We start from the raw sequence: 21,131 nt of genomic DNA, 5'->3' as shown, positions 1-21,131 counted from the left end.
CGGGTGGATCGACGGACACTCGCCGGTGGTCTCGGTGGTCTCGCTCTCGTCGTCGCCTCCGTCGTGGCGCTCCGCAGCGGTGACGCGCCGGACACCCTCGAGAAGGAAGTCGCGGACGGCGTCGAGGTCGTAGCGCTCCAGGAGCCGGTGAAGCCCGCGAACCCGAGGGCCCAGGCGCTCGACGCCGACGCGCTGCAGATCGCGTGGAACGGCTCGGCGTCCGCCTACGAGGTGCGCTGGAACGGCAACCAGCAGCTGGTGCCGACCCCCGAGGTCGAACTGCCGGGGCTCGATCCCGAGCAGGAGACCCAGGTCGAGATCCGGGCGGTGAGCGCCACCGGCAAGCGCAGCGAGCCGCTCAAGATCGCCGCGAGGCCCAAGGACCTCTACAACGGCAAGTGGGACGACCAGCTCGTCGGCCAGCCGGACAAGTTCGGTGGCCCGGAGGCGCTCGACCCGCGCAAGTGGCGGGTCGAGGCGGAGCCGGACTGCCTCGGGCTCAGGCCGTTCGGGCCGGGCAAGCGCATCGACGTCGACTGCCCGATGGCGGCCTTCCAGTCGAACACGCCCATCCGCTTCGGCGTGCCCGCGAGCGACGGCGCGACCGGCCGGGCGATCATCAGCGTCGCGGGCGCGGTCGAGTCGAGTCACGTGCGGCTGACGTTGCTGCCCGGCCCGTGGCAGTACCTGCCGGAGACCGAGGCGCAGCCCAGGGGCGCGGTCAGCCTCGACATCACGACGCAGGGCACGCGGATCGTCGCGGACCCCGAGCTCCCCCGCACCGGCAAGCAGGTCACCCTCGGCGACGCGCCCATGACCGGGCTCGTCGCGGGTGTGCGGCACCGGTGGGAGATGCGGGTGCTGCCGGACGCGGTGGTCGCGCTGCGGGACGGCGTCGTGGTCGCCTACGAGCCCGTCGCGATCGCGGAACGGGTGGTGCACCCGCGGATCCGCATCGACGGCGGCGGTTTCCTGGACGCGTTCGGCGTCGGGGGCGTGCCGGAACGCGTCGTGCCGACCGAGGTGATCCCGCTCGACCGGGACGTCGAGGTGCCACAGGACGTCGTCGCGGTGAAGCTCGTCAGGCCGGGTCAGGACAACCAGGTCACGATCACCGACGTGCCTCTCGACGCCGGGAGGGTCGCCGCCCAGGAGCAAGCGCGGCTCGTGGTCGTCCGCAAGCCCGAGAGCCGTCCCGGCGCGCTCCCCCGGCTCGTCGACCGGCCCGGCGGCATCAAGACCGGCGGTCCCCGGCTGCACGTCATGCACGAGGACGGCACGAAGCCCCCGCAGCCGTTGCCCGGCACGGGACGCGTCCTCGTCACGGCCGAGGTCAACGCCATCGGGCACCGCGGCATCGAGCTCGAACTGGACGGCAAGCGGATCGTCGCGCTGCCCACCGACGAGCAGGGTCCCGGGGTCCCCGGCAGGCACGAGTTCTGGCTCGACAGCCTGAAGCTGGTCTCCGCCTCCCACGCCCGGCTCAAGCTCAGCGTCCTTCCGGCGGACGGTGGCGAACCCGTTATCGCGGAAACCGTGTTCGAGCTGGGGTGAACGCCTTAGCGTGACCGCTATGAAGCGGGTCGTCCTCGTTGTCGCGGGACTCGCGCTGGTGGCGGGCGTGATCGTGCTGCGCGACACCGGCGGAGGCGACCTGCCCGCGGCTCCCCCGCCGCCGACGAAGCTCAAGGCGTACGCGGCGGAGAAGATCCTGGTGCCGGGCCCGCAGAAGCGCCCGGCCACCCCGGCCGGCGTCGTCGCGCGAGCCGGCCACCACAAGGTCCAGCTCAACTGGACCGGCGACGCGCCCGCGTACGAGGTGCGGTGGGGCGAGCAGGTCAGGCTCGTGACCCGGCCCGGCACCCAGCTCAACGGCCTGGAGAACGAGCGCGAGCAGCAGATCGACATCCGCGCGGTCGACGCGTTCGGCCAGCGCTCGCAGCCCGTCACGACCAGGGCGACCCCGCGCGCCGACACCGCCCCGTACACGTTCGCCGACCGCTTCGACAGCCGGACCGAACCCGACCCGCAACGGTGGAGGCTCTCCAAGCGCACCGACTGCGCCCGTGCCACCTCGGGCGACGGGGACGACGACGACCGGCTCGTGATCAGCAGCAGCTGCGGCACCCGAGCGGTGACGCTGAGGTCGCGCACGCCGTTCGTGCGCAACGACGACGAAAGCCGCCTGGTGATCGAGACCGACGCCCCGAGCACCGGCGGCAAGCTGCTGCTCGACCTCGTGCCGGGCCCGGTCAGCGTGCAGGGCGAGCCGGTGCCGCCGAACACCGTCCGCGCCACGGTCTCCACGGACAACGCCGGCAACTCGATCGTCGAGCTCGTCCCGGACGGCACGACGGTCAAGCCCGTGCCGGCCGCGGTGCCGGGCGTGACGGTGCGCTGGGAGCTCGTGCTGACGCCTGCCGGTGTCCAGGTCGTGCGCGACGGCGACGTCGTCGCCGCCTCGCCGTTCGTGCCGCAGTGGCGCGAGGCGACGGCATTGGTCGGCGTCGCGGCGCTGGCGGGCGACCGGATCCGCGCCGGCGTCGACCTGATCGGCTACCGCACCGCCAAGGCCGACGTCCCGCTCACCGGTCCGACGCCGCAGGTCCGCGTGGACGGTCCAGCCAGCACCAGTGCCAGTCCCATCGCGGACGTCACCGCAGGTCAGCTGCGCATTGCCATGATCCCGTCACGCGAAAGCGCGCCCATCACCGCGGTGAAGGTCAACGGCATCCAGGTGCCGCTCAGGCCGGCCGTCGAGGGTTCGCCGTGGAAGCCGGGTGCGGAGTACCCGGCTGTCGCCGACCTGCCGGCGGAGGCGTTCACCGACAACCTGAACGTCCAGCTGGTCACGGAGGAACGCGTCCAGATCACCCACACCGACGTCGAGCTGACCGGCCCTCAGAGCAGTGCCCGGCGTGAGTCCGAGACACCGCTGGTGGACGCGAAACCGACGCTCGCCGACCCGGTCCCCGAGGTCCTGGACGCCGGTGGCCAGCCCGTCGAGAACGGCGCCGCCTTCAACCGCGGCCGTGTGGTCCTGGAGGTGCGCGTCAACGCGCTCGACGCGTCCGTGGCGGGGCTCGCCGGGTTCGAGATCAGGCTCGACGGCACCCACGTCGCGACCGTCCCGACCACGGCGGACGGACCTGCCGCGGCGGGCCGGTGGCGGATTTCACTCAACACGGGCGAGCTGACCGCCGGAGCGCACGCCATCGAGGTGAAGGCCTTCAGCACCGATTCAGAAGTACACCCCGAAACGGGTTACGTTCCCTTTTTGCTCAAGGCGTGAGTACCCCAAGATGGGGGCATGGCACGCGCATTGATCATCGACGCCGCCCGCACCCCGTTCGGCAGGTACCGGGGAGGTCTCTCCGGCATCCGGGTGGACGACCTCGCGGCGCTGCCCATCGTCGACCTGCTGCGCCGCTATCCGTCGCTCGACCTGGCGCGCATCGACGACGTGCTGCTGGGTGACGCGAACGGCGCAGGCGAGGACAACCGCAACGTCGCCCGCATGGCCTCGTTGCTGGCGGGGCTGCCGGTCTCCGTGCCGGGCGTGACGCTGAACCGGCTGTGCGCCTCGGGCGGTGAGTCGATCATCCAGGGCGCTCGGGCGCTGATCACCGGGGACGCCGACCTGATCGTCGCCGGTGGTGTCGAGGGGATGTCGCGGGCGCCGTTCGTGACGGCCCGCCCCGACAAGGCGTTCCCGGACCGGCTGGAGACCGTGTCGACGGCGCTGGGCTGGCGGCTCGTGAACCCGCGCATGCCCAAGCACTACACCGTGCCGTTGGGGCTGGCCGCCGAAAACGTGGCGCACGAACTCGGGATCACGCGTGAGCAGATGGACAACTTCGCCCTCCGCTCGCACCGTCGCGCCGCTGCCGCCTGGGGCGCGGGCGTGCACGAGGGTTTCGCGTTCCCCGTGCAGTTGCCGGACGGGACGGCGATCCGGCGCGACGAGAACGTCCGCGCGGACACCAGCCTCGAGAAGCTCGCGAAGCTGAAGCCCGCGTTCTCGGAGAACGGGTCGGTGACGGCGGGCAACGCGTCGCCGTTGAACGACGGCGCGCTCGCGGCTTTGCTCGGCACGGAAGCGATCGCGTCCGAACTGGGCGTCGAACCGCTGGGTGAGGTGCTCGGATCGGCGACGACCGGCGAGGAGCCGCACCGGTTCACGATCGCGCCCGTGTCGGCGATCCGGAAACTGTTGAAGCGCCTGCACATCGAGGCCGATCAGGTCGACCTCTGGGAGATCAACGAGGCCTTCGCGGCGATGGCGTTGTCGGTGGTGCACCACCTTCCCGAGATCGACAAGGAGAAGGTCAACGTCCACGGCGGCGCGATCGCCTACGGACACCCGCTCGGCGCCTCGATGCCGCGCGTGATCATCGACCTGTGCCGCCACCTGCGGGCTCGTGGTGGCGGCGTCGGCATCGCGGCGGCGTGCGTGGGCGTCGGCCAGGGCGTGGCCGTGGCGGTGCGGGTCTAAGCACCTGGCCAGAAGTCTTGTCCAAAACGGCGGGACTCTGAGGTTGATGAGGGGAGCTTTCATAAACCTCAGGTTTATGAAAGCTCCCCTCATCAAGCTGTTGTGAGGTGCTTAGTCCTTGGAGTGCAGGATGTCGCGCGCCTGTTCGGCGGCGCGGACGATGCTCTCGCTGACGAAGTCGAGGAACCGCGCGATGTTCTCGAGCCGGACGGCCGCGGGCGTGCCGGGGCCGAGGCTGCTGACGCCCTGGCGCGCGGCCTCGGCCAGCGTGGTCGTGCCGGCCGCGCTCGCGATCATCGACTGGTACCAGATGTCGCCGTCGTCGACGACGTAACGCTCGCGACGGCGTTCGTCACGCACGCGCCCGATCAGGCCCTGACTTTCCAGGTAGGACATGGCTTTCGAAACCGACGCCGGACTGACCCCCAGGCGCCCCACCAGTTCTGACGCGGTCAGGCTGCCGGAGTCGGTGGCGTAGAGGCTCGCGAGCGCCCTCGCCGTCATCTTCGGCAGCCCCTGGCCGATGAAGATGTCCGAGAACACCTCCTCGAACTCCCGCACGGCCTCGGGATCGCGTCCGTCCGCGCGGTCGACCACCTGGCGCCGGGGCGCGCCCTGCTTGCGGCGCTGCGCACGGCGTTCGGTGGCGAGGTGCGCGATGTCGGCCTTGTAGCCGGCCGGGCCTCCGTTGCGCGTCACCTCGCGCGTGATCGTCGAGGTCGGCCGGTCGAGGCTTCTCGCGATCTCCGCGTACGCGAGGCCGTCGGCCAGGCCGATGGCGATCTGGCGACGTTCCTGCTGGGTGAGTCGACCTCCTGGCATGGGCCGATCATAGCGTTCACCAACACTTCATTGCAACGACCGTTGCATTAGATCTACATCCCGTTGCAACGATATTGCGTGTTTGAGCTGCGAATACCCACTCTCTACGCAACGAAGCTGTTGGCGATATCCAGAAACGCAACGTAGCGTTTCGGCTATCAGAAACAACGAGCTACAGGAGCCCGAGATGCAGACCTTCGCCACCCCCGCCCCCATCGCCGCCGTTCTCGACATCCCCGCGGGCCGCGTCCGGTTCATCGCCGCGGACCGCTCCGACACCGCCGTCGAGGTCCTGCCGGCCAACGCCTCGCAGAGCCGCGACGTGAAGGCCGCCGAGAAGATCGCGGTCGACTTCGCCGACGGCGTACTGCGCATCAGCGCCGAGGGCGGCAACAAGATTTTCGGCTCGTCCGGGGCCGTCGAGATCACCGTCCAGCTGCCCGCCGGTTCCCGCGTCGAGGCGAAGGCCGCCAGCGCCGAGTTCCGCGGCGTTGGCCGGCTCGGTGACGTCAACGTCGAGTCCGCGCAGAGCGACGTCAAGATCGACGAAGCCTCGAACGTCCACGTGCAGACGCAGGCCGGTGACGTCACGGTGGGCCGCCTCAACGGTTCCGCCGAGATCAGCACCTTGAAGGGCGACATCAGCGTCGCCTCCGGACTCTCGGCCTCGCTGGACGCCGGCACCTCCTACGGCCGCGTCACCAACTCACTGCGCAACGACGGCACGGCCGGCATCACCATCCGCGCCACCACGTCGTACGGCGACATCACCGCCCGCAGCCTCTGACCGCACACTTCTGACGCACTGGGGAGAGACATGAGCACCGCCGCCAACTACCAAGCCGCAGAACAACTCCTCCGCCGCCTCGCCGCCCCCGGCGAACTGATCGTCGGTGACAAGGTCCGTCCACAGTGGATCGAAGACGGCCGCCGCTTCTGGTACCAGGTCCGCGACGGCGACACCAGACAGTTCGTCGTCGTCGACCCGGCCGCGGGCACCCGTACCCCGGACTTCGACCCGATGCCGTTCATCGCGGCGCCGGGCAACCCGCTGGAGGTCGCCTCCCCCGACGGCGAGGTCGCGGTCTCGCGGCGCGGCCAGGACCTGTGGGCCCGCTCCGGTGAACGCGAGTGGGCGCTCACGACCGACGGCGAACAGGACTACGGGTACGGCTACGGCCCGGACGTCCTGAGCTACAGCACGCTGATGCGCAAGTTCGGCCTGCCGCACATGCCCCCTGCCCTGGCCTGGTCGCCCGACTCGGCGAAGGTGCTCGCCCACCGCACCGACCAGCGCGAGGTCCGCCAGACCCACCTGATCGAATCGCGCCCGGCCGACGGCGGCGTCCCGGTGACGCACACCCAGCGCTTCGCCTACCCCGGCGACGCCGACCTGCCGTTCGCCGAACTCGTCGTCTTCGACATCGCCGCGGGCAAGACGGTCCACGCCCAGTGCGACCCGCTGCTCATGCCGGAGCTCTCGCCGATCACGGCCGGATGGGCGTGGTGGTCCGCGGACAGCTCGACCGTCTACTTCCTGAGCCGCCCCCGCGACCAGCACACCCTGACCCTGAACCGGATGGACGCATCGTCCGGCGAGGTCAGCGTCGTGCTCAGCGAGACGGGCACGAACCGCGTCGGTCCCAACCAGCTGATCTACGGCATGCCCCTCGTCCGGGTGCTGGCCGACGAGGTGCTGTGGTTCTCGCAGCGCGACGGCTGGGGCCACCTCTACCGCTACGACCTGCACACCGGCGCGTTGCTGAACCAGGTCACCACCGGCCAGTGGCTGGTCCGCGAGATCCTGCACGTCGACGAGACGAACCGTCTCGTCTCGTTCACGGCCAGCGGGCTGGTCGCGGAGGACCCGTACCGGCGCACGGTGTGCCGGATCGGACTGGACGGCACCGGCTTCACGGTCGTCACGGACGACTCGCTGGACCACGTCGTCACGGTGGCTCCGAACGGCGAGTACTTCGTCGACTCGGCGTCCACTGTGGACACGCCACCGGTGACGACGGTGCGTTCCTGGACGGGAGAGGTGCTGGTCTCGTTGGAGGAGGCCGACATCAGCCGGATGATCGCCACGGGCTGGACCGCACCGGAGCGCTTCCGCGTCAAGGCGGCCGACGGCACCACGGACATCTACGGCGTGCTCTACAAGCCGCGCGACTTCGACCCGACGCAGAGCTATGCCGTGGTGGACAGCGTTTATCCCGGCCCGCAGGTCACGAGGGTCGAGCCGTGCTTCGACCCCGGCGGCATGGGGATGGACGGGGAACCGTTGGCAGCAGTCGGTTTCGTGGTGGTCGCACTCGACGGACGCGGCACCCCGGGCCGTTCAAAGGCCTTCCACGACGCCTCGTACGGCAGGTTGGCCGACGCGGGCAGCCTGGAGGACCACGTCGCGGCACTGCACCAACTGGCGGAGTCGCGGCCGTGGATGGACCTCTCACGTGTGGGCGTGATGGGCCACTCCGGCGGCGGATTCGCCGCGGCACGAGCGATGCTGGACTTCCCGGAGATCTTCAAGGCCGGTGTCGCGTTGTCCGGCTCGCACGACGCGACGTGCATCGCGCAGGGTTGGGCGGAAACCGTCGACGGGCCGGACAACCCCGAGGCCTGGGAGCGGGCGTCGAACGTCCTGATCGCGGACAGGTTGGAGGGAAAGCTGCTGCTCATCCACGGCGAGCTCGACGACACGGTGCACCCGGACCAGTCGCTGCGGCTGGCCGACGCGCTCATCGCCGCCGGCAAGGACTTCGAGCTGCTGATCGTGCCGGGGGCCGAGCACCTGCTCCTCGACCGGCTCGCCTACGTGCGGACGCGGGCCTGGGACTTCCTGGTGCGCTCGTTGATGGGCGTCGAGCCGCCCGCCTACCGGCCGGCGCCGATCGTCATCGACCCCGAGGTGCTGGGAGAGATGCTCTAGCGAGCGGACTTCACCTCGGTCAGGAATGCCGACCACGCCTTGTCCGACACGGGCAGGTGCGTGGACGGCGCCTTGCTGTCGCGGATGCCGACGCCACGACCGACCTCAACACAGTCGCTCTGGTTCACGCTGTAGCTGCTCTTCCGCCACGTCGACATCCCCGGCGCCTCCTCAGGACACGATGCTGATGATCAGCTCCCTCGATTGTTCCTCATCCAAGGCCAGCTCATCGAGCGCTGTCACTACCTTGTCGTAGTAGGCAACGGTGTCCTTGTCTTCGAGGAAGAGGCCAGTCCTCGCACCTTCTACGAAGATCACCGGCTCGAACTTCTCATAGCCCAGTTGCACGAACGAACCTGCTACGCCCGCGTGCGCTCCCAACTCGCTGGGGAGAACGCGGATGCTGATGTACGGGCGGACCGTCATCGTCAGGATGTGGTGCAGCTGCGCCTTCATCACGTCCGCACCACCGACCGGAAGCCGAAGTGCCTGCTCGTGGATGTAGAAGACGAACTCTCTGCTCCGGTGGAAGATGGCTTGGCGCTCAAGCTTCGCGCTGACGGCCTCTTCGACATCCACGGCCACCGCCGATCGCTCACCGAGAGCGCGGATGTAGGCGGCAATCTGCAGTAGACCCGGAACGAGTGTCAAAGACCAAGCGACGATCTTGTTGGCGAGCTGCTCCTGTCTCATCAGGGTGCGCAGCGGGCCCAGCACGCCATCGTCGAACTGGAGGTACGCCCTTTCGCGGGTCTCCCGGTAGAGGGCGAGCAGGCGGCGGGCTTCGTCCGGCTCGACGCGGCAGAGGCCGAGGAGCATCGCGAGCTCGACCTCTGTGACCCCGCCCTTGCCCCTGACCAGGTCGGAGACCTTGGCCTCTTCCCAGTCGAGCAACTCGGCGATCTGCCGCTGCGTGAGCCCGGTGGACCGGATGGCGTCGCGGACGCCATCACCGAACGAGCGACCGACCACGCTCGAAAATCGTTTCGGCATGGTCGGAAGCTAGAACCACAGTCTCGGCGCTTCCATCGTTTGGATGCGACTCGCCACGAAGGAAGTACTTCTTGGAGCGGTTCTAAATCCGCTTCGAGATCAGCGGGTACTCGACGACCAGGCCGTTGGGGTCGACCTTGATGTTCTGCTCGAACCCGCCGCTCTTGAACCGCACCACCGAGACCTCGTCCCCCACGGACACGGTCTTGTAGGTCTGGGTCACGGCCTTCACCGACAGGTCCGGCAGCGACACCCGGACGACGGGCAGCGCGTGCTCGACCGGTTCGCGGTGCAGGCCCAGACGCCGGATCGGGATGGCGTTGAACAGCACGGCGAACTGGACGTCGACGTCGAGCGCGTCGTTGAAGGTCTCGCGTTTGCTGCCCTGGCCGTGGTCGACCAGCCAGGCGCCGTCCTCGGTGCGGGAGAGAGAGCACTGGCGCTCTTCCAGCACTGTGGCCGTGCGCAGCAGCAGGCGGTTGACCTGGCCGCTCTCGCTCACGGACACCTCGAAGGAGGCGTTGAACTGCTCGTCGGGGCCGGCGGCGACGAGACGGCCCGACGCGCGGAGGCGCAGGTCGCTCGACAGGAGCAGGCGGACCTGCTCGAGGCGCGGCTCGTGGATGCCCTGCCAGGTGATCATGTCCGGCCGGCGGGCAGAAGGAGAGCGGGTCTCTCCGGTGGAGGTGACCCGCCCCGCGTCAGTGGCGTTGAAGGAGTTCACTCATCCACCTGGAAGGATGTCCTTGATCTTCTCGGCGACCGAGTCGACCTGCTGGTCGTGACCGAACTTGCCTGCGACGAAGTCCGCCGCGGCGTCGATGCCCTGGTCGACCTTCTCGTGGTTCTGCTCAGCGAGGTCGAGGGCCTTCGTCTTGATCTCGTCGAAGTTCATGTGGTGCTCCTTCGTCCCTGACGCAGGGTACCCGAGTAGGGCCCGCGTGTTGATAGCCGCGATCACGCTAACTGCGCCTGGACAAGTCGGCTCGGTGACAACGAAGATGTCGCTACCGCCGCCTGGTCGGCCGCCTTCGCGGTCAGAACCAGGAGGATGCTCGATGACACGACTCCTGCGTGGAGTTATGTCCGCAGTACTGCTGTTGCCGCTCGTCGCGGTCTCCTCGGCCAACGCCACGGCCGATGTTCAGGGGAAAGCGAAGTTCACGGTGACGACCACGGCCACGAGTGTCGCGGCCCGCAGTGACCGGCGTCCGGTCGCTGGCGGCGTCTACGACAAGAAGGTGAACAAGACGTTCATCTCGTGGGCCGGCCAGTACGAGGACAGCTACGTCCAGTCGTACGACCACCGCAAGTCCACCTGGTCCACGCCCAACCGGATCGCGGACGGTGCGTCGGACGCCCACAACTACCCGACCATGGTCCAGGCCAGGGACGGGCACCTGCTCATCTTCCGCGGCATGCACAACATCGAGTTGCGCATGTCCCGTTCGCCCCAGCCCAACTCGGCCGACGGCGTCTGGGAAGAGACGCTGATCTCGAAGAACGCGGCCACGTACCCGATGCCGTTCGTCACGCGCGACGGCACGATCTACGTGTTCTACCGCGAGACGACGCGTGACCTCGACGGCACCACGCCGACGGACACGCGTCCGATGCTCTACGTGGTGTCCAAGGACAACGGCAAGACGTGGAAGACCTCCACGGACCTGACCGGGGACCGCTTCGCGATCGGCTCGACCGCCCGCGCGGACAACATGAACGAGATCTACATCGGCCAGCTCCGCCAGGAGGAGAACGGCCGCGTGCGGATCGTCTACACGCTCGCCGGTGGTGGGCCCGAGGGCAACAAGCACGACCGCTACCACCGCAACATCTACTACACGTGGTTCGACCCGCAGAACCGGCACTTCTACTCGGCGTCGGGCAAGGACCTGGGCACCCAGATCGACGACGCCGACCAGGAGAAGCACCTCAAGGTCGCGGAGACCCCGCTGACCCTGCCGAACAACGTGAAGTCGCCCGACTACATCCAGCAGGTGGGCACGACCCTGGGTCAGCCGTTCCTGTTGTGGTTCATGGGCGACGAGGCCGGTGGCCCGCTGCGCAACTACCTGTCCACCTGGAACGGTCGCAGCTGGGAGACCAAGGAGGTCGCACGGGGCCTGCGCACCCGTGAGGTCGAGAAGGTCGACCTGTTCACGTGGCGCGTCTACGCCACCGAGGACGGCAAGCCGAACGTGAACACGTACCTGGTGCGGCTGGGCCGTTTCTGGTCGCCGGAGACCGTCATCCCGACGGCCAAGCCGGTGCAGCGCGTCGAGATCGTGGAGAACTTCCGCGACCCCGCCCGCGCGATCTTCTCCGGAGCGTCGTCCAACCGGGACGTCGCCGTCGCCGACGGCGACATCTACGTGGCGGGCTTCACCCGCCGGTAGAACCCTTTGAGAATGGCAAACGCCCCCTGCTCCGGCGCGGAACCAGGGGGCGTTCGTCTGTGAGGCTAGCGTCCTAGATCAGGCGCCGGCCTTGTTGCGACGGACCACGAACAGCGCACCGACACCGGCGCCGACGAGGACCAGACCGCCGAGCAGCGGCCACAGGATCGACGCACCGGTCGACGCGAGGTCGTCCTCGCCGCCACCCGGAGCCGGGTTGGCCGGGGTGGAGGAGGTGGTCGGAGTGGTGGTCTCCGGCGTCGTGGTGGTGGTCGTGGTCTCGGTCGTGGTGGTCGTCGTGGTGGTGGTCGGCGGCGTGCCGGCCGTCCAGTTGGCCTTGATCTCCTTCTCGACCTTGACCTTCTGCGGCTGTGCGGTGACCAGCGACTGCGCGACGTTGTCCGAACCGGCCTGACCGGACTTCGCGACGAACAGGCGGCCTTCCTTCAGCTGGGCCTGGGCCGAGAGCTGGACCTTCGCCTCGCCGTCCGGCGTGCCGGCCGCGACGTTGACGTAGAAGTCGGCGATCTTGTTGCCCTCGACGGGAAGCTTGTCGTCCTTCTTCTTCGCGTCGAGCGGCTTGCCGTCGGCGTCGGTGAGGGTGACGCCCGCAGGCAGGTTCGCGGTCAGCTTGACCTCGGTGGCTGTGGTCGTGACCTGGAACGGGCCGATCTTCTGGCCGGGCTGACCGGACGCGGTCTCAGGCTTGATCTCGAGCGTCGGCAGCGGCTGCGACGGCTCGTTCTTGGCCTGCTCCAAGAACTTCGTGTACAGGCTCTTCACGTTGTCGCTGTTGCGGTCGTTGTCCCTGGCGCCCATGTCGAGCTCGGCGCCGTCGGAGAAGTGCCAGATCGCGGCCTGCGTCGCGGCGATCGCCTGCTCCCGGGTGACGTCGCCGCCCCACTTGGCCTTGAAGGCATCCATGTTCAGGCTGGGGTAGGAGTTGGTCAGGATCCAGAGGATCTTGCCCGCGTTCGCGTTGAACTGCTCCTTGTTCGGGTGCTCGCCCCACGTCGACTCGCGGAGGTGGTCACCTGGCTTGAGGTCCGTCGGCAGTTCCACGCAGTACGCGAAGAACTTGTCCTTCTTCTCGGGCATGACCTGCAGGCGGATCGCCGCCGTGTCGAGGTAGCGCTCCTTGTGCGCCGGGAGGCGCGGCCCCTCCTTGAGGAGGACCTTCTCGCCCTTCTGGTTGGAGCCGCCGTCTTCGGTGACGATGACTTCGGCGCTGGCAGGCAGCGCCGAGAAGGTGAGGGCCGCGATCGCGCCCAGCAGCGCGGTACCGATCCTGAACCGGGAAGCCATGGGTCTCCTCTTGCTCACTGAAGTTAGGCCCGTATGCGGCGGGAAGTCGTCATCCGTCGGGACGGTCGGCACGTCGTCATCGACACTGAACCGACAGGAAGCGAGCGGGACGTTAGCCGATGGGGTGACACACGTATGAGTGAGGTAAGGAGAGGGTGCTACACAGCCAGTGAGCAGCGGAAACATACTCAGGGTGTCCACAGTGGATAGGGCTGCGATGCATTCGTTCCGTCAGGTGACGTTAAATTCGTTGCCGAACAGTTATCGATCGAGGCGTTTCGCTACGGATGATCGACAACTTCGGTTCAAGACCTAGGCCACCATTTCGGTAACTTCTGCCGGACGAATGTCGCCGGGACGCAGTGAGGTGCCGCGCAGGCACATCTCGCGGGGCTCCGGGCGGTCGCCGGTGAGAATCCACCTGGTGAGCCCTGCCAGCTGGTAGGCGATCAGTGGCGGAACGGCGTCGCCCACGTGCCGGTAGGCGTTCCCGAGGATCGAGACGTCGAACTTGAACTGGCGCGGGAACCCTTGCAGCAGAGCCATCTCGCGGACCGTGCACAGGCGGTGCTGGACCGGGTGCGCATAACGCCCGTTGCCGACGTGGCCGCATTCCCGCTTGATCGTGCGGGCCGGTTCGTCCCACCACAACCGGCCGTAGACATCGGGGTGGGAACCCCAGTTCTGCTGCTCGACGATCTTGCGTTGTGCCGGGTTCAACAACTCGGCGGTCTCCGGTGAGCGGAGCAGATCAGCCCACGATCCGCCGTTCGCCGGAATCGCGCGCATTCTTTCGAGACTGCGGTCCTGGGAAAAGGTCGGTGAGACGTGAATGGGGTCTTCCAGGTCCGCGACGCCTGCCGCGAGGACGGGCAGTTTGCCGATCGCGCGCCGCACCGTGATCGCCGACGGGCGGATGACCCGGCCCTCCCACAGGTCGTCCAGCGTGAGCAGGGGCAGGCCGCCGTCGACGGCCACCATTAACGTCCGCTCACGCAGCTGCGGAAGGCCGAACCTGGACAGCATGTGCGTGCCGCCCCAGACGGAGTACCCGATTCGGGTGAGTTCGTCGGCGAGGCTGTCGAAGTGGTGGCGCTGCTTGCCCTTGACGAGCTCGCGAGCGTTCTCCATCAGCACGACCTTGGGGCGCAGCTCCTGCGCGTACACCGCGATCCGGCCGACCAGCGAGTTCCGCGGGTCGTCGCGCAGGTGGTTCTGGGAGGTGATGCGGCTGAAGCCCGAACACGGCGGGCACGCGAGCAGCACGTCCAGTTCGCCGCGCTGCAGGCCCCAGACCTCGCGCAACGCCGCGGGCGAGACCTTCGCGAGGTCGACCTCCAGCGGGTCGACGCCGATGTTCGCGCGGTAGGTGTCGTTGCAGCGCAACGAACCCAGCTTCGAGCTGGGCTTGCCGATCTGCGCGTCGGCGGCACCGACCAACCGGAAGTCGCGGTGGGCGTGGAAGCCGAAGCTCATGCCGCCCGCACCCGAGAAGATGTCGGCCACCGAAAAGGACACGGCGAGATCGTACGGGCGAGGCGCCGAGGTCCCTTCCCTGACATCCCGTACCTTTCCCGCCTATGGAGCTGCCGCGCGCCTGGCAACGGCCTGACCCGTTGCGCGGACTCGACAGGATTTCCTGGAGCGAGGTCTACGACGGCCGGGGTGGCGCCGGTCGCGTTCCCCGTCTGCTGCGCTCCCTGATGGACCCCAGCGCGGACGAGCGGCAGAACGCGCTCTCACAGCTCGCTGGGCGAATCCTCACCGAGGACACGGTGTCCGAGGCCTCGTTCTGCACCGTGCCGTTCCTGGTGGAGCTGGGAGCCTCGTACAAGGTCGCCGGGGACGTGCGGGACCGGGTGATCTTCCTGCTGGCCGCCATGGCGTTGGCGGGCAAGGGGTTCACCGAGGACGGACGGCGCACGCACCGCAGGTGGAACGCCCTCGGCCGTGAACTGCCTCGCACGGCTCCGGACTGGTTGACGCAGACCCGGCACGCCGTCGCCCAGGGCGCGCCGAAGATCTTCGAGGCGCTGGCGTCCGAACGGGTCGCGTGCCTGGTCGCGCTGGCCTGCGCGGTGCCGGAGAAGCTGCCGCCGTTCGTCGGCGGCCTCATGAACGACATGGTCGAGCTGCCAGGCGAGGAAATGCTCGCGGACGCCGCCGAGATCGCCGTGGCGCTGCTGAAGGACTCGCCCGAACTGCTGGGCGTGGACCTGCCGAAGGTGCTGGGCGAAGGGCTGGTGCGTCCGGTGCACCAGCCCCGCGAGGTCGCCGCAGCCCTGATGGGCTACCGGTTCGCCCTCATCTCCGCGTACGGCGACGAGGGCGCCTGGTAGGTCTTCCTAGGCGGTGACGGCCTCTTCGATGGCCTGCTCGACCTGGTTCTCGTCCTCGACCGCGATGGCGGGTTCCAGGGCGCCGAGGCCCGTCCCCCACTCCTGGTCAGCCAGCGCGAACGCGGCGACGGTCAGCGCGGCCACGGGAGCGCCCACGGGCATGTTCTCCCGGTGCAGGTCGAGGTCGAGCCGGCCACCGATCGGCGACGGGCTCAGCCGCAGCGTCGCGTGCGCGGCCTCCTCGGGGTGCGCGAGCCGGCAAGCCCAGCCGGTGAAGATCACCCGGCGCTCGTCGACCGTCGTCGGCTGCACCGCCCGCACGTTGGCGCCCACGGCCCCTGCGCGGTGGTTGTCCGCGGCCTGCAGGACGAGCTCCTCGAACTCCATCGAGGAGATGCCCAGGTCCCAGCCGGCGACCAGGGCGACCTGGACCAGCGCGAGCGGCAGCGTCGGGACGGCGTCCTCGAAGCACACCATCGCGCCGCCGTAGCGGGTGTTGATCTCGGTCGGCAGGAAGCCGTCCTCGGTCGCGATGCCGTCCAGCGTGAACGTGCCGCGGTAGCCGACGGTGCCGCGCAGGTGCTCGCCGACGCGGCGGGCCAGGTTGCGCATCTCGTCGCGGATCCACACGGGCGGGTCGTAGTACGACGCGCAGCCCGCGTAGAGGAACTTGGCCTGGCCCTGGCGGCGCGGCACGACCATCTCGATCGGACGCAGCACCGCGGTGCCGTCCGGGAAGACGATGCCGTGCACGCTGACCGGGATGCCTTCCAGGAACGGCATGACGCGGACCTGGTCGCACTTGGGCGCGAGCACGTCGAAGGCTTCCTTGGCCTCCTCGTACGACCGCACTCGGCGCACGAAGTTGGCACCGCCGTTGATCGCCGGGCCGTCGCCGGACCAGACGACGCCGGCGCCGCGGTCCAGGATCTCCGACGCGCCCCAGAGGCGTTCGAAGTCGAGGTCGAACACCATCGCGGGCGCGCGGCGGGCGGACAGCTCGTCCCACAGCGCGTCGATGGTGGTCTTGTTCTCCAGCTCGACCCAGTCGTGCTGCCGGGCGTTGAGCACCGGGCGGCCCTCGAACGAGCTGATCTCGTTGTAGGGCGTGCTGATCACGACCGCTTCACCGTCGGCGTCGAAGTCGCTCAGGATCGCCTTGACCTCGGCTCCCGGCTTGGTCAGCAGCTTGCCCAGACGGCGCTGCTCGACGGCGACCAGGCTGCCCTTGATGCCCAGCGACACCCAACGCGCGATCACCGAATCATGAAGCGGCGCATGATCGTCGGTATCTAGCACGAGCGTATGGCGGGCGCCGAGCGTATGGAGCTCATGCGCGCGCTTCGCCAGACGCGTACCGCCGGCCAGGACTACCAGCCGGTCACCGAACAACCTGCCGAGGCGCTCGTTGAGCGCTGAGAGGACATGATTCATCGCCGAAAACTCGCTTAAGAGAAGCGGAGGACGTGACCGGCGATCGCCGGGTGACGCGTAGCGTAGAGCCACCCGGTATGTGTGTCGAAGCACGGTCCGGCAACGGCCGGATGAATCTTGCGACGGGCCTGTCGGCTCAAGCCTCGAAGCAAGTGGATCAGCAGCTGGTCCGGGTACTCACCGGGAGCGTGCGGCGTCCCGAAGGACCTGGTCAACGCGGTTGAGGAAGCTGCGCTTCGGGTTGATCGACGGCAGCGGCGCCGTGAGCTCTGCGGACTGGGGCGCGGGTGCGGCTCCCACGATCTCAGCCACGTTGCGCAGGAACTCCTGCCGCTTGAACTCGAGCACGGCGTGATCGTGCAGGAGTCCGGCGATGCTTGTGTGCATAGCGCGATGGGGGTAACTCACTCGTGTGTTATCGGCGCAGTCGCCGTCGACCTTTAGGGTCAACTCGTGCGAGTTCTGGTGACCGGTGCCACTGGGTACGTCGGCCGCGCCGTGGTGCGTGAGCTGCAGGTTCATGGGCATGAACCGGTTCTGTCCCGTCAGCGCCTCTCCGAGCCGTTCGAGTTGGACGACGTGGACGCCGTCGTCCACCTGGCCGCCCTGGGCCGTGTCCGGGAGTCGTTCCAGGATCCACTTCCGTACTGGGAGACGAACGTGGGCGGAACGCTGAATCTGCTCAAAGCCCTTAAGGGCCAACGATTCCTGCTCGCATCGACTGGCACGGTGTACCGGCCTTCCGAGGCCGTCCTGACCGAGGAATCGGTCCGGGAACCCTCCTCCCCGTACGCCGCCTCCAAGGCCGCCGCGGAGGACCTCGTGGCGTGGGCGGCGCGGTCCGGGCAGATCGGGGCGACCACTCTCCGTCTGTTCAACGTCGCTGGAGGGGGTGACACCGACACCACTCGGGTGATCACGCGGGCCGTGGCGTGCGCCGCCGGAACGGTGCCCGGCATGGAGGTCTACGGCGACGGCGGGGCCGTGCGGGACTTCGTGCATGTACGCGACGTCGCTGCTGCCTTCGTCGTGGCTCTGGAGACATGCACCGTGGGCACGTCGTCGGTCTACAACGTCGGCGCGACAGCCGCTTCCGTCCGGGACGTGCTCGACGCCGTCGCCGAGGTGACCGGACGGACCGTCGACGTCACGTGGAAGCCCGCCGTTCCCGGAGAGGTCCGTTCGCTGCGGGCCGACGCGTCACGGCTGCGAGCGTTGGGCTGGGAGCCTCGTTCGTCGGCGCTGAAGGAGATCGTCAGAGACCAGTGGCTCGCTTCGGCACCGGCACCCGGTCCAGGTCCTTCGCGATGACGATCTCGCCGTCGAACTCGGCGGCGGCCTCGGCGAGGAACTCCGCCGGGTCCTCGTAGCGCTGGGAGAAGTGGGTCAGCACCAGCTTGCGGACGCGGCAGTCCTGCGCGACGCGGGCGGCCTGCTGGGCGGTGAGGTGGCCGTGGTCGCCGGCGAGCTTCGTGTCGCGGGCCAGGTAGGTCGACTCGATCACGAGCATGTCGGCGTTGTCGGCGAGCTCGAAGACGTTGTCGCACAGCCTGGTGTCCATGACGAACGCGAACCGCTGGCCCTTGCGTGGTTCGCTGACGTCCGCGAGCTGGACGCCGTTGAGCTCGCCCTGCTGCTGGAGCGTGCGGACGGCCGGGCCGCGGATGCCGTGCTCCTCGAGCTTCTCCGGGAGCATGCGGTGGCCGTCGGGTTCGACCAGGCGGTAGCCGACGCTGTCGATGCCGTGGTCGAGCGCGTAGGCCTCGAGCCGGCCGAACTTGCCGTCGGCGATCTCGCCGTCCTCGACGACCGGCACCTCCTTGACGTCCGCGGCGTCGTAGAACGCGCTGGCGTGGCGGAGGCGTTCGAAGAAGTGGGCGCCCGACTGCGGGTAGTGCGCGTGGACGGTGTGCTGGACGCGGTCCAGGGACAGCCGCTGGACGATGCCGGGGACGCCCAGGCAGTGGTCGCCGTGGAAGTGCGTGATGCAGATCCGGGTGATGTCGCTCGCAGCGGCGCCTGACCTGAGCAGCTGCCGCTGGCTGCCGTCGCCCGGGTCGAACAGGAAGCCCTCGCCGTCCCACCTGAGCAGATAGCCGTTGTGGTTGCGCTGGCGGGTCGGGACCTGGCTGGCCGTTCCCAGGACGATCAGTTCCCGGACTGTCACCCCCTGACGTTAACGTGCGTCCTATGCAGAGCGTGGAAGTAGCGGCGTCCTGGCCTGTCGGGAACGTGGCGGTGGCGGTGGTCACCCCCGGCGGCGTGGCCGGCTCGCTGGGTGATCAACAGCGCGTGTTCCCGCTCGCGTCCGTCACGAAGCTGCTGACGTCGTACGCGGTGCTGGTGGCCGTCGAGGAGGGCGCGGTCGAGTGGGACCAGCCGGCCGGCCCCGAGGGCTCGACGGTCCGGCACCTGATCGCGCACACCGCCGGTTACGCGTTCGACAAGGCCGAGGTGCAGGCCGCTCCCGGCACCCGCCGGATCTACTCGAACGCGGGCTTCGACGTGCTGGCGTCCTTCGTGGGCGAGGCGTGCGAGATGCCGTTCGCGACCTATCTGCACGAGGCCGTTTTCGCGCCGCTGGGGATGAACTCCTCCGCGCTGACCGGTTCGGCGGGCGCCGGGGCCGAGTCCTGCGCCGCCGACCTGGCGTTGTTCGCGGCCGAGCTGCTGTCGCCACGGCTGGTCTCCGCCGAGCTGGTGGCCGAGGCGACGTCGGTGGTGTTCCCCGGCCTGAACGGCGTGCTGCCCGGTTACGGGATGCAGAAGCCGAACGACTGGGGCCTCGGCTTCGAGGTCCGCGACTCGAAGTCACCGCACTGGACGGGGCTTTCGTCCTCGCCTCGCACCTTCGGCCACTTCGGGCAGTCCGGCACCTTCCTGTGGGTCGATCCGGAGATCTCCGCGGCCTGCGTGGCCCTGACCGACCTGCGTTTCGGACCGTGGGCGGTCGAGGCGTGGACCCCGTTCTCCGACGGCGTGCGCGCCGAGCTCGTCAGTCGGCGAGCCTGATCGCGAGCTGCCGCAGGACCTCCTGCACGTCGGCTTCCTCGTAGTCGTTCTCGTAGGCCTGAGCGACACCGTGGAAGGCGTAGAGCAGCCCGGCCGTGAACCAGCCGAACTGCGACAGCACCTGGTCCATCGCCTGCTTGAGGGCCTGCTGCCCGGCCTCGTTGAGCTCGCCGTCGACCTTGACCTCGTAGCTGAACACGCCCTCCTGCAACGACTTGAGTGCCATCCGCAGGTAGTCGTTGGACCCGGCGCCGTCGTAGGTGAGCGTCAGGACGCCGAGCGCCCGCTGCATGATCTCCCGCTGCTCCACGCCGCCACTCTGCCTGGAGATCAGCCGTCCGTCACCTTCCGACACCCGGCCCCCGTCTCCCAGTCGCTGGAGACGGGGCCCGGTTCGCCCGGATCAGGCGGGCTTGCGCGCGACCCACCGCGCGACCGAGAAGACACCGGCGGCCCGCGCGGCGTCGAGCACGCGCTTGCCGTCGTGGATCACGGTGTCCTGCTCGCCGGCATACTCGCCCCAGCCCTGGCCGTCGTCCGGCGGCGTGCTGCCCCAGCACTCGACGTCCGGGTAGAGGTCCTCGGCGACCTCGACGACGAAGCCGGCCGCAGTCATCATCTCGCGGTACTCGTCCAGCGACCCGAGCTTCGGAATGGAGATGACCTGCTCCACCGGCCCGATGAACGGCGCGATCTGCTCCTCGGTCACGTGCTCGCCGAACGGCCGGCGGATCCAGTCGACCCCGACCAGGCAGGCACCGGGCTTGAGGGTGCGGAACGCCGCGGTGAAGAAGGCGGCCTTCTCCGGCAGGTGGCACACCGACTCGTAGAAGCTGACCATGTCCAGCGACCCGTCCGGCCACGCGACCAGCGTCTTGTAGTCCTCGTCGCCGACCGTCAGGAACGCGGCCCGCTCACTCATCCCCTGCTCGGCCGCGTAGGCCCGCGCCTGCGCGGACAACCACTCGTTGTTGGAGATGCCGACGACGTTCGCCCCGGCGACCGAGGCCGTGTAGACCGCCGTCCCCCCGACGCCGCTGCCGAAGTCCAGCCCGGTCCCGCCCGGCCGCAACCCGGCCGCGTCGATCTGCTTGCGCGCCAACGCCTTCGCCGCCTCCTCGGGCGACAACCCGGCCCGTTCGGCTTCCAGGTCCCCGTGGTGCCAGAACTGCCCCATGAGCGCGTGGTAGGCGGGTCCCGCGTGGTCGTAGTACTCGCGGACCTGTTGCTCGACAGAGGTGTTCACCAAAACCCGGCCTTTCGTGTTGAGCTCGCGGCCGCTCATCGAAGGGCCAGCGAGGAACTCGTCGGCCACACCGAAGTCGACCAGCACCGGCGAATCTCAACGTAGTGCCCGCTCAGCGGGGTTGTCCACGGTCCCGGTCCTCAACCGCACGTGGTGA

At 68.8% G+C, this 21,131-nt stretch carries 21 protein-coding genes; 9 read left to right on the top strand and 12 right to left on the bottom strand.

Translation table 11 applies throughout. From position 1 onward, the window contains the following. Positions 1–3 precede the first annotated feature (3 nt). Genes LX88_RS06290 through LX88_RS06280 form a run of 3 tightly spaced genes read left to right on the top strand, consistent with a single transcriptional unit; the run spans position 4 to position 4,495 of the window. Positions 4–1,554 (top strand): fibronectin type III domain-containing protein, encoded by a 1,551-nt coding sequence (locus LX88_RS06290; RefSeq protein ID WP_258946843.1) that lies wholly within the window; start codon positions 4–6, stop codon positions 1,552–1,554. 19 nt (positions 1,555–1,573) lie between these two features. Then, positions 1,574–3,292, top strand: coding sequence for a hypothetical protein (locus LX88_RS06285; RefSeq protein ID WP_258946842.1), 1,719 nt, complete (start codon positions 1,574–1,576; stop codon positions 3,290–3,292). A gap of 18 nt (positions 3,293–3,310) precedes the next feature. After that, positions 3,311–4,495, top strand: coding sequence for a thiolase family protein (locus tag LX88_RS06280; RefSeq protein ID WP_258946841.1), 1,185 nt, complete (start codon positions 3,311–3,313; stop codon positions 4,493–4,495). 111 nt (positions 4,496–4,606) lie between these two features. Here LX88_RS06280 and LX88_RS06275 read toward each other — a convergent pair whose 3' ends face one another. Beyond that, positions 4,607–5,317 (bottom strand): GbsR/MarR family transcriptional regulator, encoded by a 711-nt coding sequence (locus LX88_RS06275; protein ID WP_258946840.1) that lies wholly within the window; start codon positions 5,315–5,317, stop codon positions 4,607–4,609. Between the two features lie 187 nt (positions 5,318–5,504). Here LX88_RS06275 and LX88_RS06270 point away from each other — a divergent pair, with 187 nt between their 5' ends. Together LX88_RS06270 and LX88_RS06265 are read left to right on the top strand one after the other, a co-directional pair. Continuing rightward, positions 5,505–6,104: a DUF4097 family beta strand repeat-containing protein gene (locus LX88_RS06270; RefSeq protein WP_258946839.1), complete on the top strand. Its 600-nt coding sequence runs from the start codon at positions 5,505–5,507 to the stop codon at positions 6,102–6,104. Between the two features lie 30 nt (positions 6,105–6,134). Beyond that, positions 6,135–8,249, top strand: a complete 2,115-nt coding sequence (locus LX88_RS06265) for a S9 family peptidase (RefSeq protein WP_258946838.1) — start codon at positions 6,135–6,137, stop codon at positions 8,247–8,249. On the opposite strand, the gene LX88_RS06260 is transcribed toward LX88_RS06265, so the two are convergent. From LX88_RS06260 to LX88_RS06245, 4 genes are all read right to left on the bottom strand, one after another. Then, complete coding sequence (locus LX88_RS06260) at positions 8,246–8,407, bottom strand: DUF397 domain-containing protein (RefSeq protein ID WP_258946837.1); 162 nt, start codon at positions 8,405–8,407, stop codon at positions 8,246–8,248. The genes LX88_RS06265 and LX88_RS06260 overlap by 4 nt on opposite strands. A gap of 13 nt (positions 8,408–8,420) precedes the next feature. Then, positions 8,421–9,242, bottom strand: coding sequence for a helix-turn-helix domain-containing protein (locus LX88_RS06255; RefSeq protein ID WP_258946836.1), 822 nt, complete (start codon positions 9,240–9,242; stop codon positions 8,421–8,423). An 82-nt stretch (positions 9,243–9,324) separates the two neighbouring features. Further along, positions 9,325–9,966 (bottom strand): putative glycolipid-binding domain-containing protein, encoded by a 642-nt coding sequence (locus LX88_RS06250; protein ID WP_258946835.1) that lies wholly within the window; start codon positions 9,964–9,966, stop codon positions 9,325–9,327. After that, complete coding sequence (locus LX88_RS06245; protein ID WP_258946834.1) at positions 9,967–10,137, bottom strand: antitoxin; 171 nt, start codon at positions 10,135–10,137, stop codon at positions 9,967–9,969. A 187-nt stretch (positions 10,138–10,324) separates the two neighbouring features. Here LX88_RS06245 and LX88_RS06240 point away from each other — a divergent pair, with 187 nt between their 5' ends. Next, on the top strand, positions 10,325–11,638 hold the full coding sequence (locus LX88_RS06240) for a BNR-4 repeat-containing protein (protein ID WP_258946833.1): 1,314 nt from the start codon (positions 10,325–10,327) through the stop codon (positions 11,636–11,638). Between the two features lie 78 nt (positions 11,639–11,716). Here LX88_RS06240 and LX88_RS06235 read toward each other — a convergent pair whose 3' ends face one another. Both LX88_RS06235 and LX88_RS06230 read right to left on the bottom strand, forming a co-directional pair. Further along, positions 11,717–12,943: a thioester domain-containing protein gene (locus LX88_RS06235; protein ID WP_258946832.1), complete on the bottom strand. Its 1,227-nt coding sequence runs from the start codon at positions 12,941–12,943 to the stop codon at positions 11,717–11,719. Positions 12,944–13,255: 312 nt separating this feature from the next. Beyond that, entirely contained in the window at positions 13,256–14,461 is a 1,206-nt protein-coding gene (locus LX88_RS06230; protein WP_258946831.1) for a DNA cytosine methyltransferase, read from the bottom strand. A gap of 62 nt (positions 14,462–14,523) precedes the next feature. On the opposite strand from LX88_RS06230, the gene LX88_RS06225 reads away from it, so the two are divergent. Further along, positions 14,524–15,282 (top strand): hypothetical protein, encoded by a 759-nt coding sequence (locus LX88_RS06225; protein WP_258946830.1) that lies wholly within the window; start codon positions 14,524–14,526, stop codon positions 15,280–15,282. Positions 15,283–15,288: 6 nt separating this feature from the next. On the opposite strand, the gene LX88_RS06220 is transcribed toward LX88_RS06225, so the two are convergent. Further along, the gene (locus tag LX88_RS06220) at positions 15,289–16,542 is read right to left on the bottom strand and encodes an ATP-grasp domain-containing protein (RefSeq protein ID WP_245983759.1); all 1,254 of its coding nucleotides are present in this window, start codon (positions 16,540–16,542) and stop codon (positions 15,289–15,291) included. Positions 16,543–16,893: 351 nt separating this feature from the next. After that, positions 16,894–17,103 carry a hypothetical protein gene (locus tag LX88_RS06215; protein WP_030477668.1) on the bottom strand — a complete coding sequence of 70 codons (210 nt, stop codon included), beginning with the start codon at positions 17,101–17,103 and terminating at the stop codon, positions 16,894–16,896. Between the two features lie 66 nt (positions 17,104–17,169). Between LX88_RS06215 and LX88_RS06210 the strand changes: the two genes are divergently transcribed. Next, complete coding sequence (locus tag LX88_RS06210) at positions 17,170–18,027, top strand: NAD-dependent epimerase/dehydratase family protein (protein WP_258946829.1); 858 nt, start codon at positions 17,170–17,172, stop codon at positions 18,025–18,027. On the opposite strand, the gene LX88_RS06205 is transcribed toward LX88_RS06210, so the two are convergent. Next, entirely contained in the window at positions 17,972–18,883 is a 912-nt protein-coding gene (locus LX88_RS06205) for a ribonuclease Z (RefSeq protein ID WP_258946828.1), read from the bottom strand. The two genes, LX88_RS06210 and LX88_RS06205, sit on opposite strands and share 56 nt — an antisense overlap. 23 nt (positions 18,884–18,906) lie before the next feature. On the opposite strand from LX88_RS06205, the gene LX88_RS06200 reads away from it, so the two are divergent. After that, positions 18,907–19,728 (top strand): serine hydrolase domain-containing protein, encoded by an 822-nt coding sequence (locus LX88_RS06200; protein ID WP_258946827.1) that lies wholly within the window; start codon positions 18,907–18,909, stop codon positions 19,726–19,728. On the opposite strand, the gene LX88_RS06195 is transcribed toward LX88_RS06200, so the two are convergent. Further along, positions 19,712–20,083 (bottom strand): hypothetical protein, encoded by a 372-nt coding sequence (locus LX88_RS06195; RefSeq protein WP_258946826.1) that lies wholly within the window; start codon positions 20,081–20,083, stop codon positions 19,712–19,714. The genes LX88_RS06200 and LX88_RS06195 overlap by 17 nt on opposite strands. Positions 20,084–20,131: 48 nt before the next feature. After that, a complete protein-coding gene (locus tag LX88_RS06190; protein ID WP_258946825.1) occupies positions 20,132–21,061 on the bottom strand; it encodes an SAM-dependent methyltransferase in 930 nt (309 codons plus the stop codon). Positions 21,062–21,131 lie beyond the last annotated feature (70 nt).

The sequence above is a fragment of the Lentzea californiensis genome, assembly GCF_024648825.1.
GTDB classification, from domain to species: domain Bacteria; phylum Actinomycetota; class Actinomycetes; order Mycobacteriales; family Pseudonocardiaceae; genus Lentzea; species Lentzea californiensis.
This window is presented reverse-complemented; position numbering and strand designations above follow the sequence as displayed.